The organism is Oribacterium sp. HCP28S3_H8, assembly GCF_052064775.1.
GTDB lineage: Bacteria > Bacillota > Clostridia > Lachnospirales > Lachnospiraceae > Oribacterium.
In genome coordinates this window covers 26289-41376 of the sequence record NZ_JBQHUZ010000008.1, presented here as the reverse complement: position 1 = coordinate 41376, position 15088 = coordinate 26289, and the positions used below count along the sequence as shown (strand labels likewise).

At 48.8% G+C, this 15088-nt stretch carries 13 protein-coding genes and 1 tRNA gene; 2 read left to right on the top strand and 12 right to left on the bottom strand.

What is annotated here, in order from left to right; genetic code table 11:
• Both rfbB and rfbA read right to left on the bottom strand, forming a co-directional pair.
• Positions 1-1035 (bottom strand): dTDP-glucose 4,6-dehydratase, encoded by a 1035-nt coding sequence (gene rfbB / locus ACTNEN_RS10175; RefSeq protein ID WP_441206258.1) that lies wholly within the window; start codon positions 1033-1035, stop codon positions 1-3.
• Positions 1032-1940 carry a glucose-1-phosphate thymidylyltransferase RfbA gene (gene rfbA / locus ACTNEN_RS10170; protein ID WP_441206257.1) on the bottom strand — a complete coding sequence of 303 codons (909 nt, stop codon included), beginning with the start codon at positions 1938-1940 and terminating at the stop codon, positions 1032-1034. Before rfbA ends, rfbB begins: the two co-directional genes overlap by 4 nt.
• A 214-nt stretch (positions 1941-2154) precedes the next feature.
• Here rfbA and mnmA point away from each other — a divergent pair, with 214 nt between their 5' ends.
• On the top strand, positions 2155-3243 hold the full coding sequence (gene mnmA, locus ACTNEN_RS10165) for a tRNA 2-thiouridine(34) synthase MnmA (protein WP_441206255.1): 1089 nt from the start codon (positions 2155-2157) through the stop codon (positions 3241-3243).
• 67 nt (positions 3244-3310) lie between these two features.
• Here the strand turns inward: mnmA and ACTNEN_RS10160 are convergent, their stop codons facing one another.
• From ACTNEN_RS10160 to ACTNEN_RS10130, 7 genes are all read right to left on the bottom strand, one after another.
• Positions 3311-4993, bottom strand: coding sequence for a bifunctional metallophosphatase/5'-nucleotidase (locus ACTNEN_RS10160; protein WP_441206253.1), 1683 nt, complete (start codon positions 4991-4993; stop codon positions 3311-3313).
• A gap of 149 nt (positions 4994-5142) precedes the next feature.
• Positions 5143-5952, bottom strand: coding sequence for a phosphonate ABC transporter, permease protein PhnE (gene phnE, locus ACTNEN_RS10155; protein ID WP_441206252.1), 810 nt, complete (start codon positions 5950-5952; stop codon positions 5143-5145).
• Positions 5953-5964: 12 nt separating this feature from the next.
• Positions 5965-6786 carry a phosphonate ABC transporter, permease protein PhnE gene (gene phnE, locus ACTNEN_RS10150; RefSeq protein WP_441206251.1) on the bottom strand — a complete coding sequence of 274 codons (822 nt, stop codon included), beginning with the start codon at positions 6784-6786 and terminating at the stop codon, positions 5965-5967.
• A complete protein-coding gene (gene phnC, locus ACTNEN_RS10145; RefSeq protein WP_441206249.1) occupies positions 6783-7535 on the bottom strand; it encodes a phosphonate ABC transporter ATP-binding protein in 753 nt (250 codons plus the stop codon). Before phnC ends, phnE (ACTNEN_RS10150) begins: the two co-directional genes overlap by 4 nt.
• 73 nt (positions 7536-7608) lie before the next feature.
• On the bottom strand, positions 7609-8760 hold the full coding sequence (locus tag ACTNEN_RS10140) for a phosphate/phosphite/phosphonate ABC transporter substrate-binding protein (protein WP_441206247.1): 1152 nt from the start codon (positions 8758-8760) through the stop codon (positions 7609-7611).
• 184 nt (positions 8761-8944) lie between these two features.
• Positions 8945-10093, bottom strand: a complete 1149-nt coding sequence (locus ACTNEN_RS10135) for a DUF4317 domain-containing protein (RefSeq protein ID WP_441206246.1) — start codon at positions 10091-10093, stop codon at positions 8945-8947.
• A complete protein-coding gene (locus ACTNEN_RS10130) occupies positions 10093-11205 on the bottom strand; it encodes an acyltransferase family protein (RefSeq protein WP_441206245.1) in 1113 nt (370 codons plus the stop codon). Before ACTNEN_RS10130 ends, ACTNEN_RS10135 begins: the two co-directional genes overlap by 1 nt.
• A gap of 169 nt (positions 11206-11374) precedes the next feature.
• On the opposite strand from ACTNEN_RS10130, the gene ACTNEN_RS10125 reads away from it, so the two are divergent.
• Positions 11375-12895 carry a polysaccharide deacetylase family protein gene (locus ACTNEN_RS10125; RefSeq protein ID WP_441206243.1) on the top strand — a complete coding sequence of 507 codons (1521 nt, stop codon included), beginning with the start codon at positions 11375-11377 and terminating at the stop codon, positions 12893-12895.
• 209 nt (positions 12896-13104) lie between these two features.
• Here ACTNEN_RS10125 and ACTNEN_RS10120 read toward each other — a convergent pair.
• From ACTNEN_RS10120 to ACTNEN_RS10110, 3 genes are all read right to left on the bottom strand, one after another.
• Positions 13105-13175 (bottom strand) — tRNA-Gly (locus ACTNEN_RS10120).
• A gap of 139 nt (positions 13176-13314) precedes the next feature.
• Positions 13315-13959 (bottom strand): flavin reductase family protein, encoded by a 645-nt coding sequence (locus ACTNEN_RS10115; RefSeq protein WP_441206242.1) that lies wholly within the window; start codon positions 13957-13959, stop codon positions 13315-13317.
• A 29-nt stretch (positions 13960-13988) separates the two neighbouring features.
• Complete coding sequence (locus ACTNEN_RS10110; RefSeq protein WP_441206241.1) at positions 13989-14948, bottom strand: D-2-hydroxyacid dehydrogenase; 960 nt, start codon at positions 14946-14948, stop codon at positions 13989-13991.
• Positions 14949-15088: the final 140 nt, after the last annotated feature.

Here is a 15088-nt window from a genome sequence, read left to right as displayed (position 1 = left end):
TCAGTCCTTCAGACCCTTTCCTTCTACATACATCTTATCAAAGTAGCTCTGATACTCACCGGAGATGATATGCTCCCACCACTCCTTGTTGTGGAGATACCAGTCAATGGTTACAGGGATACCGGTGTCAAAGGTATACTCCGGCTTCCATCCGAGCTCTGTCTCGATCTTGGTCGGATCCATGGCATATCTCTGGTCATGACCCGGACGATCCTTTACAAACTCAATGAGAGATTCCGGTTTATTGAGTGCCTTGAGGATCGTCTTAACTACCTCAAGGTTGGAACGCTCATTGTGGCCTCCGATATTGTAAACTTCGCCGACTCTGCCCTTACGAACCACAAGGTCAATTGCCTTGCAGTGATCCGTTACATAGAGCCAGTCGCGGACATTGGCGCCGTTGCCGTATACCGGGATCTTCTCATCATTGAGAGCTCTGGAAATAACAAGTGGAATCAGCTTTTCCGGGAAATGATACGGTCCGTAGTTGTTGGAGCAGCGGGAAATCGTGGTCGGGATACCAAAGGTTCTGTGATATGCCTGCACAAACAGATCCGCGGATGCCTTGGATGCGGAATATGGAGAGGATGCCTTGATCTTGTTATCCTCAGTAAAGAAAAGATCCGGACGATCCAGCGGCAGGTCTCCGTAAACCTCATCCGTGGATACCTGATGATAACGCTTGATGCCAAACTTCTTGCAGGCATCCAGCAGTGTCACGGTACCTCCGACGTTGGTCTGTAAAAAGATATCCGGATTGGTTACAGAACGGTCTACATGAGACTCGGCTGCAAAGTTGATAATGACATCCGGCTTTTCTTTCTCAAAAAAGTCAAAGATAAATTTGCGGTCAGCGATATCTCCCTTTACAAATTTGTAATTTGCCTTCCCCTCAAGAGGCTTCAGTGTCTCAAGATTACCCGCATAGGTCAGGGCATCGAGACAGATCCACATATCCTCCGGATAGGTATTAACTGCAAAATGCATGAAATTACCGCCGATAAAGCCGGCACCGCCTGTTACTACATATTTCATTTGTTAAGCTCCTTCTGCTCTGTGATTTTATCTACATACTTGCCATCCAATACGTCCTTAAGGTATCTGCCGTACTCGTTTTTCTTATACATCTCATAGGCTGCCTCGACCTTGTCTCTGCCGATCCAGCCGTTAAGATACGCAATCTCCTCCAGACAGGCAATCTTACGATGCTCATGTGTCTCAATGGTATGTACAAAGTTGGTGGCATCCACCAGTGACTCCTGCGTGCCGGTATCAAGCCATGTAAATCCCTGTCCCAGGAGGGAAACATCGAGCTCGCCCTGCTCAAGATAAATCCGGTTAAGATCCGTGATTTCCAGCTCGCCACGTGCAGACGGCTTAAGACCTTTGGCATAGTCCACGACCTTGTTGTCATAGAAATAAAGACCGGTAACACAGTAATTGGACTTCGGATGCTCCGGCTTCTCCTCGATGGAAATCGCCTTGCCGTTTGCATCAAACTCTACAATACCAAAGCGCTCCGGATCATCGACATAATATCCAAATACGGTTGCACCATGCGTTTTAGAGGAAGCCTTACGCAAAATCTTGCGGAAGCCATGTCCGGAAAAGATATTATCGCCAAGGATCATCGCTACAGGGTCATTACCAATAAAATCCGCACCGATGATAAAAGCCTGTGCAAGACCGTCCGGGGATGGTTGTACCTTATAGGAAATATTACATCCGAACTGACTGCCGTCCCCCAGCAGATCCTCAAATCTCGGCGTATCCTGCGGAGTGGAAATCAGGAGGATATCGCGGATTCCTGCATTCATCAGAACAGACAGCGGATAATAAATCATCGGCTTATCATAAATCGGCAGCAGCTGCTTTGAGGTCACCTTGGTAAGCGGATATAGTCTTGTGCCGGATCCACCGGCTAGAATAATACCTTTCATGTACTCTCCTTTATATTTGGATCCATGGAGCCCCGCCGGAAAATGAGCGCAGAATTCCCCATTGAATCTTTGACATACTTTTTAAGAATTTTAGCACAACAAAAGCGGATATACAAATCTTTTCACTATGCGGATGGCTTATTTTAAGGACATTTTAAGGATTGCACCCGGTAATGTATCATGTTAGACTAGCGGAACGAGGAGACGAAAAGATATGTCAGAAAAAGCATTAATCGCAATGAGCGGAGGCGTCGACAGCTCTGTAGCTGCTGCTCTCATGAAGGAGGCAGGCTATGACTGCATCGGCGTCACCATGAAGCTATATAACAATGAAGACGCAGGCATCAGCCGCGCGCATACCTGCTGTACACTTGAGGATACCGAGGATGCCCGTCAGGTCGCGGCAAGTCTTGGCATGCCGTATTACGTTTTTAACTTCACCGACGACTTTGGAAAACAGGTCATCGAGCGCTTCATCAAAACCTATGAGGCCGGCGGCACTCCCAATCCGTGCATCGACTGTAACCGCTATATGAAGCACGAGAAGCTCTATAAGCGCGCCGAAGCTCTCGGCTGTGACTTTATTGTAACCGGACACTATGCAAGGATTGCGCAGGATCCGGAGACCGGCAGATGGCTGTTAAAAAAAGCAAGGAATCTTGCCAAGGATCAAAGCTATGTGCTCTATTTCCTGAATCAGAAGCAGCTTGAGCACACAAAATTTCCACTCGGAGAGTTTCACTCCAAGGAGGAGGTCCGGGAGCTTGCGGAGAAGCACGGCTTTATCAATGCTCGGAAGCATGACTCACAGGATATCTGCTTTGTTGTCAATGGCGACTATGGCGATTTCATCGAGCGCTATACCGGCAAAAGCTTTGCGCCCGGAAATTTCGTAGATACGGAAGGGCACGTGCTCGGACAGCATAAGGGGATTATCCGCTACACCATCGGGCAGCGCAAGGGACTGGGGCTTGCGCTGAAGCAGCCGATGTATGTATGTGAAAAAGACATGGAACACAACAACGTCGTCCTCACCACCGGACCAGAGCTTTACTCTCGTCAGTTGATTGCCGACCACTTTAACTGGATCCCGTATGACGCACCCGACCACCCCGTCCGTGTGACCGTAAAAACCCGCTACAAGGCAAAGGAAGTGCCGGCATCCGCAGAGGTCCTCGAGGACGGGCGGGTCAGGGTGACCTTTGACACCCCGGAGCGTGCCGTCGCGATCGGTCAGGCTGTTGTACTCTATGACGGCGATCTCGTGGTCGGTGGCGGAACCATCGTAAAAGCGATCCGATAATCCCGCACTCCAACAGTCGCCTGTGCGTTTCCGGCCTGCACCTTTTCCATAGGCAATCCCCAGGTCCTTAATATATCACTTCAAAACGATAGTTATCCGGGATCTCCAGCTCTTTATGCTTCCGGATATAGTCAACAATCAGATCCTGGACATTGTCCGCTCCGGTGTAAACCGTCGGGCACTGTCCGATCATCTCATATCCTCCGGTACCCGTAGCACGGTAATTGCTGGTCACGAGCCGATAGCTCTCCTCCGGCAGAATCTCCGTACCATCCAGCTTCCGGAGCCGTACCACCCGCTCTCCAACCGGTTTCCGGATATCAAAGGCATAATCCAGCCCCGCATACAGATCATAATTGTAATGCTCGATCTTGGGCTTCATAAAATAGTCGGAAATATACGGTCTGCCCTCTGCATCAAGCTCCAGATAGCGGGCGCACTGCTCCAGCGCTTCCTTCAGTACCGCTCCTGTGATTTCCTTCACTTCAGAGGTATTGGCGAATGTATATGCCGCGTAAATATCCCGGATGCTCACGGTCTTTCCAAAACCGATTTCCTGATTTCCAAGCCCCACGCAGGAAAAATCCGCAGTAACAGATTCGAGCTGCACCTGATTAAATAGCGCTGCCACCTTGCTTCCATGCAGTCCGATCTCCAGCTTTGACTCCGATAAAACCGGCTCCCTGAGCTCTCCTACCGGCTCGTCCAGCCAGTGTTCTGTTTTCTGCTCCAGCGGAAGAAGCTTCCGGAACACACGATCCCGGTGACGACCTCCGACAGGCTCAAGCTTACTATCAAAGGAAATACCATAAACCTCTCCCGAATGCATGCCATCCTCCAGGCTGTCGCCTGTAAAGCCGCCGGATTCCATACCCCGTCCTTTTGTCCGGTTCTGACGTTCCCATTTTGTATTTCTGCCGGAATACTGCCCGAAATACTCAAAATTGTCGCCTGGCTCCGGATCAGCAACCTCTACTGCGACCTTGAGATGGATATATTTCTCCGCGTTGGCAGGGGGCTGCACCGTATAGGCGCCATATAAGCTGGTGCCCTCCACTGCCATATGCTGGTGTCCGGTCAGCAGAATATCAAAGTCACACATTCTGGCAATCTCGCAGGCGATATTTTCCCGGGTATCACTGAGTTTCTTCCCTGTTGCGAGATCCTCCTCATATCCGCCATGATAAATGCATACGGTAATGTCACACTGCCCTGCCAGCTCATTATAGGCATCCATGGCAGCCTCCAGCGGATCCGTCACCGCAAGCTCCTTAAGATGCTCCTCTGACTCCCAGACATTGACAAAATCCGTTACCACACCGGTAAGTCCGATCCGTAAGCCGTTGTCCAGACGGTGAATCGCGGTTCTGTGAATTGGAATCTCGCCACGGAGATCTACTACATTGGCGCAGAGACAGTCTGCCTTCATAGCCCGGACATAGTCCCGGATCGCGTCGTATCCGAAATTAAAGTCATGGTTTCCAAGGGTATAGTAGTCGAGCTGCAGATCGTTAAATGCCTCCGCTACCGGATGGTACGGGAAGCTGTCCTTATGCTCCAGATAATACTCAAGCATTGGTGTCCCCTGCAGGCTGTCCCCTCCGTCAATAACCAGTGTGTTTCCGGTCTTACCAATATCGGAAGCAATGTTGAGGAGTCCGCATTTTTTCTCCTGTCCTGTCGCATAGTCCACCGGAAAAATCTTTCCATGCGTATCAGAGGTGTAAAAAATATCAAAGTTCTTTTTCATGAATAAAATTCCTTCTTATTCTTAATTCTATCCGCCTGATCACCGCAAAATACGATTGCGGCAAACTTACAGAAAAAGTGTCCTGTACATGTATAAAAAAGGCCCGGTCTCAAAAAAGAGACTGGACCATATTTCTGTATGTAAAATTATCAGCCCCGTGTCAGTTTAACACGGATCCTGGTGGAAATCCACTCAACAATCAGAACCAGAACAACCAGTCCGATCAGGATGGAACCTGCTTCATTCCAGCGATAAGCATTCATAGCAAAAATCAGCGGCGCACCGATACCACCGGCCCCGACAAGACCAAGCACTGTTGCATCACGTAGATTAATATCAAAACGATAGATGGCAGTAGATGCAAAGTTTGGCATAAGCTGCGGCAGGATGCCATAGCGGATCTTCTGCCAGGTTCCTAAGCCCATGGCGTCCAGAGACTCCAGGATTTTGGTATCCAGATCCTCAATCGCCTCAATATACATCTTGGAAACCATACCGATGGACGTGAGCGACATAGTCATAAGGCCGGCAAATGGTCCGGGTCCTGTAACGCGGATAAACATAAGTCCATAGACAAAGGCCGGAACCGTACGGATCGCCATGATCAGGATCCGTCCGATAAAGGCAACCGGCTTGGGTGTCAGATTGCTTGCGGACAGAAATGCCAGTGGGATGGAAAAAATCGCGCCAACCACAGTACCCATAAAGGCGATGCAGATGGTCTCCAGCAAAAGATAGGGTACGCCCTGCATGGTCAGATTAAATAACAGTCCACGATCCGGGTTGACGATACCCTTCAGGATATTAAGCGCCATCCTGCCGCCGTTCGTAGTCGTACCTGAGGTTTCCATAGAGCCTGCACTCCAGAGCATAAGGAATACAACAACGACAGCAATGGTCAGATGCCAGATCCAGTCCTTCGGACGGTTTTCATATGCTTTTTCAATACGTTCGTTCATACGATTCCCTCCCTAGACAAGCTTTTTACGAGCCCAGCGGCTGATGGACTCAATGCAGAATACCGTGACAAACAGGACAACCAGGATCATTCCTACATTAGGATACTCTCTCCAGCCGAGCTGCTCATTAAGGATCAGACCGATACCACCGGCTCCGACATAACCAAGTACCGCCGCATATCGAACATTACCCTCAAAGTTATAAAGGCTGTTACTCAAAAAGCTTGGCAACACCTGCGGCACGATGGAGCTGATGAATGCCTGCGTCCGGGTCGCCCCCATAGCCTCCATCGCTTCAAAGGCTCCCATATCCACTGTCTCGATTTCCTCATAGAGGATCTTACCAATATAGGAAAAGGAAAATACCGCAATCGCCGTGGTACCGGCAATGGTTCCCAGACCAAAAATAAAGGTCGCGATCAATGCGGAAACCAGCGTCGGCAGTGTCCGGATGATACTGAATATGAGACGCATCAGCGTAACCACGACGCGATTTTTACAGACATTGGTAGACGCCAGCATAGCAAAGGGAACACACAGGATGGAACCGATCGCAGAGCCCAGCAGGGACATCTTGATGGTATCTAAAATCGGATCCACAATCGAGCCGAAATATCCCGTATTGGGTGGAAACATTTTGCCCAGAATTACAAAAAACTGATTTCCTCTCGCAACAAGTGTCGTCGGATTAAATGCGGTAACCTTGATCGAGAGGATGCTCATGGCAAGCACCAGAATTACATAAATCGGTGCACGGGAGCGCTTCTGGGAAACCTCCTTACCGCCAGAGAGCTTATAGACCTTGGGTGGAAACAGCTTGTCATAGATGCTCATGCTTCCGCCTCCTGTCCTCCCTGATAAATCTGCTTAAGTACTGCATCATTGACCTCTGCGGCAGGTCCGTCATAAACCACCTCTCCGGCGCGGATACCAATCACCCGGTCACAGTACTGCAGCGCAAGATCCACATGGTGAATGTTGATGAGGATGGTGATATTCATATGCTGGTTGATTCTCTTAAAGTCATCCATAACCTGCTTGGCGGTTACCGGATCCAGAGATGCAACTGGCTCATCTGCAAGGATAATCTGAGGGTCCTGTGCCAGCGTCCTTGCCAGAGCAACTCTCTGCTGCTGTCCTCCGGACAGCTGGTCGGCTCTTACAAACGCCTTATCTACAATGCCGACCTTATCGAGGCACTCCAATGCCTTGAGCTTCTCCTCCTTGGTATAAATGCCAAAGGCAGAACGGAACCATGGCATATCCGGCACAAACGCAGTCAGTACGTTTTTAATGACTGTCGTCCTGGTAATCAGATTAAAGGACTGGAAAATCATACCGATCTTTCTCCGGAAGCGACGGAGACTCTTACCAGAGAGACTCATGACATCCACATCATCTACGGTAAGCCTGCCGCTGGTGATGTCATGCATACGGTTGATGGTACGGATCAAAGTGGATTTACCGGCACCGGACAGACCTATGATGGCGATAAATTCTCCTTGTTCAATCTCCAGGTTTACATGCTTCAATCCTTCATACCCATTGGGATATTTCTTGCCCACATCTTCAAACTTGATCATTCTCTTTTACCCTCATGCAGAAAAACGGGGGAGGTAAAAGCTACCTCCCCTGATGAAATGACTCTGAAATCAATTATTTCTGGTCAAGACGCAGTGACTTGATAAGCTTCTGCGCATCACGAGCGGAATCATAGTCAGAATCATTGGCCTCTACATATCCCTTGTGGCTGTAGATCGCAATAACCTTCTTGCCCTCCTCAGTGTTGCCGATATTAATCATAGCCTTCTTAAAGGCAGCCTTGAAGTCCTCATCCTGCATAACCTTGGAAACCTTGGAGCCGGAAATCGTATCATTGTAGATCCCCGGAGTAACACCAATCACATTGGTATCATCCCAGATGGAATTTTTCATTGCGTAATCGCCCTGCCACTCATCCTCATAATCGCGACGGGCATCAGCATAGGTGCAAAGCACATCGATCTGACCCTGTGCAAGACGCGCAAATGCTGTACCATAGGAATCACACTGTACCGCATGTGTAAGATCCGTAATGTTTTTCTGGAAGTTCTCCTGGATCCAGAGTGCCGGATAAATATAACCTGCAGAGGAGGTCGGTCCCATAACGCCCCAGTTCAGCGCATTGAGATCATCCCAGGTCAGAGCCTCGCCATTGTTTACCTTGTCTCCGATCGCCTTGCCTGCTTCCGATGGACCGGCAATAATCAGTGCACGGTAGAAGGTAACCTGCTCGTCCGTCGGCTTGGTCGGCTTATTTTCATTCCATACCTTAGGATCATCATCATCGATGGAAAGACCATCTCTGGTTGCTGTAAGCAGAACCTCACAGTCATCATCATACAGCACATATGTACCGCCCGGGATAAATCCGATATCAATGGTACCTGCTGCAAGACCCTCTCCGACTGCCTCATAAGAAGTGCCGACGGTAATCTCCACATCCTTGATGTTATAGCCGAGCGGAAGCATCTCTTTTTTGATCATGTCCTTGAGCGGCTCGGTCGCTGTGACGATTTCATCCGGCTCACGGGATGGAACAAACGCCACATTCAGCACGTCGATGTCCTTGGTCTCAGCAGGAGCTGCTACGGTCGTCTCTCCGGCTGCTGCGGTGCTCTCTCCGGCTGCTGCAGTGGTTTCTGCCTGAGCAGTTTCACCCTGTGACGCAGCCTGCGTGGTCTGTGTAGAAGTAGCTGAGCTTCCACATCCTGCCAGCATAGATGCTGCCATTGTGGCTGCAACAAGCATTGATACGGTTTTTTTCATACATTCCTCCTAAAGGGAAATCCGGTTTCACTAAAGATTTCCACGTTAAATAGTGGCAGTGCTAACTGCCGTAATTTAAACCTCTTCTGCATTATATCTATCATAAAGTACCACCGCAAGTTCTATTTTATAAAAATATATGCAGAATCTCACTTCTCGCAGATGGATAACGGATATTTTACGCTCAGCCCTCTGTTTCGGGGAGCTTTTTCTGTCGGATGCGAATGCCGTTTACCTCCAGGTTATCCGAGACCGGGATCAGGAAATATTCCCGTCCGTCAATGACCCGGGTTTCCACCACATCACTGACCTCCGACTTGACGCTTAATTTCACGTTATCGGAGCTTACCGTAATACTTTTGGTATTCTGCACATTTTCTGCAATCAGCGGCGAATCATCATCCCCGACTGCTTCCTCATAGATCGACTCAAAATTGGACATTGCATCCGCATCCGCGCCACTCTCCTCAAGGAGCCTTTTTAAATCATGTTTGCCGATGGTAAGCGGATACGGATCCTTTTCATGCTCCCGAATCATCTGATTTACAGTATCCGAAATCGTTTTGACCGCTTCAAAGTCGCAGTCTCTCCCTAAGGTTGTCTCGATCACATCGCGGAATACCTGCTGCTGATCCTTCTCCGCTCTCGGAAGCTCTGTGCCAAACAGATCCAGCGCAAGCTCCTCATGCCGTTCCTCTGCACTCTTGCTGTAGTACAGTGTTTCATGAAGGTCCGTATTTCTGTCATTAAAGGATGGAAACAGAAACGCGGCATCCGGCTTCTGCACGCCCCAGTCATCCGTTCTGCTGAGGAAGGTCTGCACACTTGCGTCATAGCAAAGCCCCTCTCTTAAAAGCGTCACCGGGCAGATCGAGCAGAGGATAAAGGAATACACATATTCTGAAGCATCCTCCACCATAAGGTCATCACTGGTCTTCATCGGGATGTCATACACTCCATGGACAAGAAGGATCAGATACTTCCCTGGAAACTGATACGATCCGATCACCTTATCAAAAAACTCCTGCACAAGCGCATCATCCTTAAGCTCCGACTGCTGCAACCGGTACAGAAACTCCTGATGTCCTCCCGGCTTCTCCTCCTCCAGTGGAAATGGTACATTAAAAAGATTTCTGCCAAACTTACCTGCAAGAGACTTTTTAAAGAGCTCGCAGTATTTTGCCATCTCTTCATCCTGCAGCGCAAGAAATGTATCATGGAGCGTGCTGATTTTTTCCATATCTTCATTCACATAACATGCCCGCATACGATCTACTCTGCAGTCATCCTTTTTAAACAGTTTTTTGATTTCGGTTACCGCCTTTTTATCCATTAAAAACCTCTCTTATAAATATTACGCTGATCAAAGCATTTTTTAACCAGCAGCGAAACCAGCAGTGACGCAGCTGTAATTACGGCAGCCTCTATTATGCCGGTGATGCCTCCAAAGTATATCCCTTTTTCAGTAAAAAGGAAATCCACATAATTCCGGACCGGAAAATGCAGGAGATAAAAATACATACTGTCCTTTCCAAGCCTTTGCAGCCTGTTACCGGAAAGAACACTTGAGATTCTGCCCTGATCCAGTGAAACCGAGAGCAGGAGAAAGCTCACCAGGATAAGATCTACAGCTCTCCGTAAGACAAACGGAAGCATCGATAGAGACCCGCGGATAAAGAACCAGAGCACTGCAATCAGCACCGCTGCAGCTGCCATATGCCTGTACCAGACCTTTTCATCTGCCGTAAGCTCAAAATACAACTCAGCCACCGTCATGCCAAGCAGCAGATACCAGCAGCGGACATAGGGCGAGCCATAGCTTAAATCATCAAGCACAAGTCCCGGCATTACGACCGTGCCATCCAGCCGCTCCGTGATTACAGTAATCAGCAGGATCAGAAGGATAACGCCGCCCCAGAGACCTACGGTTTTCCGACGGCTTCCACTATGACGCTCCGTGATCCTCCGAAACCACGGGCATAACATGTAGCTTAAAAACAGTGTCGATAAAAACCAGCCGACACCGTTGATGGCATGACTCAATACCATCATCCCGGACAGCTCCTGAAGTAACGTAAGAGCCAGAAGCAGCAGGATCAGATTGGTAACGATCGGATACAGCCAGTCCGTACGATACGTGCGCATCAGCATCACTGCATAAGGATAGCTTAACAGAAGCGAGACCACATAGAGCGGATACACCTTCCGGATTTTCCGGATGGCAAAGCTTATCCCTCCAGTCCTCATCTTAACCTGATCCCGGGAGCTGTAATAGATACCAAATCCGGAAAGCAGAAAGAAATAATCCACGCCCATGGTGGAATTATATAAAAAGCGCCGATAAAATGCCCCATAAGGATAGTTCCAGAGAAACTCAAAATGAGACAAGAGGATTACGCAAAACATAATAAAGCGGAGTCCATCCAGTTGTCTAAGTCTTTTCATTTCCATCCTCCGTAATTTCGCCCGTATTCTGCCCTTTCCGGAGCATTTCTCTATCATTCTATCACAAAGTTTACCGGATATTGAAATTTAAGCAATTTTCACAGGGAGTTGTGCTACAATAAGATTCGACTTACTTCTTTATAAATAAAATGATAACAGGACTATCGAAATGGATAAGGACCAATTACATAGACAAGCGCGGCAGAATTACCGCCAAAGAACCAATGGAGGAGCAGGACGCACAGGCAGAAATCCGTCTCAAAATAATAATCATAAAAGCAGCAGTCGCAGTATGAGCGGCGGAAGCATTCACAATACAAGCGCCAACTCCGGACGTTTATGGACCGGAAGCTGGCAGGATAACGGATCCGGCAGTGCAGGCAGGAAAGCTGCAGCCGGGGCAGCGACTTCTGGAGCCCATCGTACCAGCACCATCAGGAGACCCGCTCCCACCAGAAGCCACAGCACCGTTCGCAGCACATCCGGTGGCAGACGCCGTGTGCAGAGCAAACAGGAAATCGAAGCCAGACGCCGGGAGCAGCGTCGTCGTGCTCTCCGGAAAAAGCGCCGCCAGCAGGCATGGATGTACCGCTTCACCGCACTTTTCTTTTTTGCTGCCGTGATTCTGCTCGGCGTCAAGGGGATCCGTGCCATGAATCATGCTTTGGAGCATGCGAGAGAGGAGCAGCGAGGTGTGCTGGAGACCGTCACCCCGACCAGCGGCTACGACGCAGCGGATCCGGTCACTCCGGAAACCACGACCGCGGCAAGTGCAGAGCAGAATGTTGACGGTCTGGATATGTCCGATCCGACGCATGTGCTCTCCGGCGGCAGATATGTGGATACCACAAAACCTATGGTGGCTCTCACCTGGGATGACGGTCCGGACAGTAAGGTTGGAAATCATCTCATGGATTATCTGGAGGCTGTCGACGGTCGTGGAACCTTCTTTATGGTAGGAAACCGTGTTTCTGAAAATCAGGACGAAGTGAAGCGAATGGTACAGGATGGACATGAGGTCGCAAACCACTCCTGGGATCATGATCTTAAGCTCTCCAAAAAGGGCACGGATTATATTGCAAACGAATTTAACAAAACCAATGACATCATCGAGCAGGTTTCCGGCGTAAAACCGACTCTCATCCGTCTGCCGGGCGGTATTATTTCAGATGATGTCCGGAGCACTGTGACACAGCCAATGATTTACTGGTCTCTTGATACCGAGGACTGGAAAACAAGAGATGCACAGTCTACGATTAATGCGATTGAATCCAATATCAAGGATGGAGATATTGTCCTGATGCACGAGATCTATGAAGCAACAGGAGATGCATGCCAGACCGTCATTCCCTGGCTGCAATCGCAGGGATATCAGATGGTCACCGTTTCCGAGCTGATCAAATTCCGTGGTGCTACGGTTGACGCCAGCAGCGGAAAGCAGTATGAGAGCTTCCGTCCAAAGCCCACGGAAGCCGCAAGCAGCACAGAGGCGCAGGAAAAGGATAGCGCTGCAGTACCGGAAAGCAGCGCGGCACAGTCCGATGACACATCTGAAGCAAACGCTAACGCTGCAGAATCCGAATCTCAGAGTAGTACAAACGCCATATCTTCTACCGGAGAAGATATGGCGTCTGAAACCTCTATCAATGTTCTCGCAAAGCACAGATTCCCGGGATTCCTGAGGTTCTAAAGAGATATCCGGGGAAAATCGCACCGTATTACATAAAAGTATTATGCATGAAACATACTAAAATCTGTGCAGAAATTTCTGCACAAAAAAATCCTGCGCACACCGGACAAAATCTCGTCCATGTGTACCAGGATTAAGAGTAAAGCCTATCAGGGATTTACGTAAATTGCGCTTCACAAATCAATATGTCACAATTTGTTACGCATAAAAGCGGATAACGGGAGTCGGACCCGCCTCTCAGCCTTGGGAAGGCCGCGTACTACCGATGTACTATATCCGCAGACTTTATTGAGAGATTAGACGCAATCAATAAATTTGATTACCTAATAAAGTTTACTCACAAAAGGCAGATCCGTCAACTCCCAATTGACAGATCTGCCACATGAATTTTAGCTGAATTTTATCTGGCTAAATTTGCATCAGTTATGGGATTTAGCCTTACTTTGCGGAGCCTTTTTCCCTACAGCCTTCTTCTTTGTCTTATGCACAGGATGCACAGGTTTTTTCCTTATAGAATATCCGAAGCTTCCCAGCAGCTTCCCGAGCGCATAGTACTCTCCATGGGAATACGCCACCAGTCCGACTTTTTCCATGTGAAATGCGCCCTTCTGATCGAGATATTTCTCATCCACCTGAACCGCTACCACCTCTGCCAGGAACATATCATGTGTTCCCAGCGGGATAATCTGCTTAACCTTGCATTCGATGGAGATCGGCGCCTCGGCAATCGACGGCACTGATACCTTACTGCTTTTTTCTTTGGTAAAGTGCATCTCCTCCCACTTATCATGCTCCCGGAGGCTCCGCACGCCGCAGTAATCCAGTGCTCTAACCATACTTTCATCCGGAATGTTAATCACAAACTCCATAGAGCTTTTGATAAGCGCATAGCTTGCGCGTGAGGGGCGGACTGAAATATATACCATTGGCGGATCCGAGCAAATCGTTCCGGTCCAGGCAACGGTAAAGATATTGGAATTTTCCTCCGTATCCTGGCAGCTCACCATAACCGCGGGAACCGGATACAGGAAGTTTCCTGGTTTCGGGAATGCAGTTTTTGCCATAAAATTTCCTAACCTTTCCAAATCTCTCCTTAATATCCAAGCTCTCTCTTCACCTGATTGATCATGTCTTTTTTGTCACCGGCAAGATATTTCTCGAGATTTTCCCCTGTAATGCGGACAATCCTCTCAAAGGTCTCTGCAAGATAAAATTTACCTGAAATATGCGGGCAAACAATGCATCTTGGCGCATCCCACAGCGGATGGTCCGCCGGCAGTGGCTCCGGATCCGTAACATCCAGCGCAGCTCCGGCAATCACGCCCTCACGCAGTGCCTGATTCAGCTCCATGTTGTTGACAGCATTTCCACGTCCTGCATTAATAAGATATGCTGTCGGCTTCATAAGCTTAAGCTCCCGGGTCCCGATAACATATTTGTTTTCCTCTGTGCCAGGCAGCACCATGACAACAAAATCCGCTCTTGGCAGAAGCTCCGGCAGCTTCTCCATCGTATGCATCTCATCCGCACATGCCGGAATTTCCTTATGCTGATGTTTTGTGACACCGATCACATACGCGCCCAGCGCCTTAACCTTAGCCGCATAGCATTTGCCTATGTTTCCAAGTCCCAGCACCAGCACGGTAGAGCCTGTCACGGTACAGACACTTCCCATCTCCTGCCATACATGCTTTCTCTGATTATCCATATAGAGATCCATCTTCCGTGCCAGCATATAGGTTGCCGTCAGCATCCAGTCCGAAACGGAAATATCATAGGCGCCGCTCGCATTGGTGAGGATCGTATCCTCCTTAAGCACGCCCGGTGTGCAGAACTCAGCAGCTCCGGCAGAGTTCAGCTGTATCCACTGAAGCTTCTCCGCTTTGGGCAGAAGCTTCGGACTAACATTTCCAAAGATAATATCTGTATCTTTAAGATCCTCCTCGCGGACCTCTGAATTTTTCTTATAGGTAAAGCTGCAGTTTTTTCCAACCTCCTCAATATACTTTTTATGCTTTTCATTAAACGGCATGGTAACCAGTATTTTAGTCATAAGAAACGTCCTTCCTGTACTGATGCAAATGTTTTTGACCCAAATATTTACGATCTGAATATTTATGTCCCGCAGGCTCCCAGCAAGTTTTACTGTGCATGAAATTCCACTTCCGAAAAACTCCCCACGGCATCTTTTTC

Excerpts from the sequence above, each read along its gene's own strand:
- rfbB (WP_441206258.1), bottom strand. The coding sequence starts at position 1,035 with ATGAAATATGTAGTAACAGGCGGTGCCGGCTTTATCGGCGGTAATTTC.
- rfbA (WP_441206257.1), bottom strand. The coding sequence starts at position 1,940 with ATGAAAGGTATTATTCTAGCCGGTGGATCCGGCACAAGACTATATCCG.
- mnmA (WP_441206255.1), top strand. The coding sequence starts at position 2,155 with ATGTCAGAAAAAGCATTAATCGCAATGAGCGGAGGCGTCGACAGCTCT.
- ACTNEN_RS10160 (WP_441206253.1), bottom strand. The coding sequence starts at position 4,993 with ATGAAAAAGAACTTTGATATTTTTTACACCTCTGATACGCATGGAAAG.
- phnE (WP_441206252.1), bottom strand. The coding sequence starts at position 5,952 with ATGAACGAACGTATTGAAAAAGCATATGAAAACCGTCCGAAGGACTGG.
- phnE (WP_441206251.1), bottom strand. The coding sequence starts at position 6,786 with ATGAGCATCTATGACAAGCTGTTTCCACCCAAGGTCTATAAGCTCTCT.
- phnC (WP_441206249.1), bottom strand. The coding sequence starts at position 7,535 with ATGATCAAGTTTGAAGATGTGGGCAAGAAATATCCCAATGGGTATGAA.
- ACTNEN_RS10140 (WP_441206247.1), bottom strand. The coding sequence starts at position 8,760 with ATGAAAAAAACCGTATCAATGCTTGTTGCAGCCACAATGGCAGCATCT.
- ACTNEN_RS10135 (WP_441206246.1), bottom strand. The coding sequence starts at position 10,093 with ATGGATAAAAAGGCGGTAACCGAAATCAAAAAACTGTTTAAAAAGGAT.
- ACTNEN_RS10130 (WP_441206245.1), bottom strand. The coding sequence starts at position 11,205 with ATGAAAAGACTTAGACAACTGGATGGACTCCGCTTTATTATGTTTTGC.
- ACTNEN_RS10125 (WP_441206243.1), top strand. The coding sequence starts at position 11,375 with ATGGATAAGGACCAATTACATAGACAAGCGCGGCAGAATTACCGCCAA.
- ACTNEN_RS10115 (WP_441206242.1), bottom strand. The coding sequence starts at position 13,959 with ATGGCAAAAACTGCATTCCCGAAACCAGGAAACTTCCTGTATCCGGTT.
- ACTNEN_RS10110 (WP_441206241.1), bottom strand. The coding sequence starts at position 14,948 with ATGACTAAAATACTGGTTACCATGCCGTTTAATGAAAAGCATAAAAAG.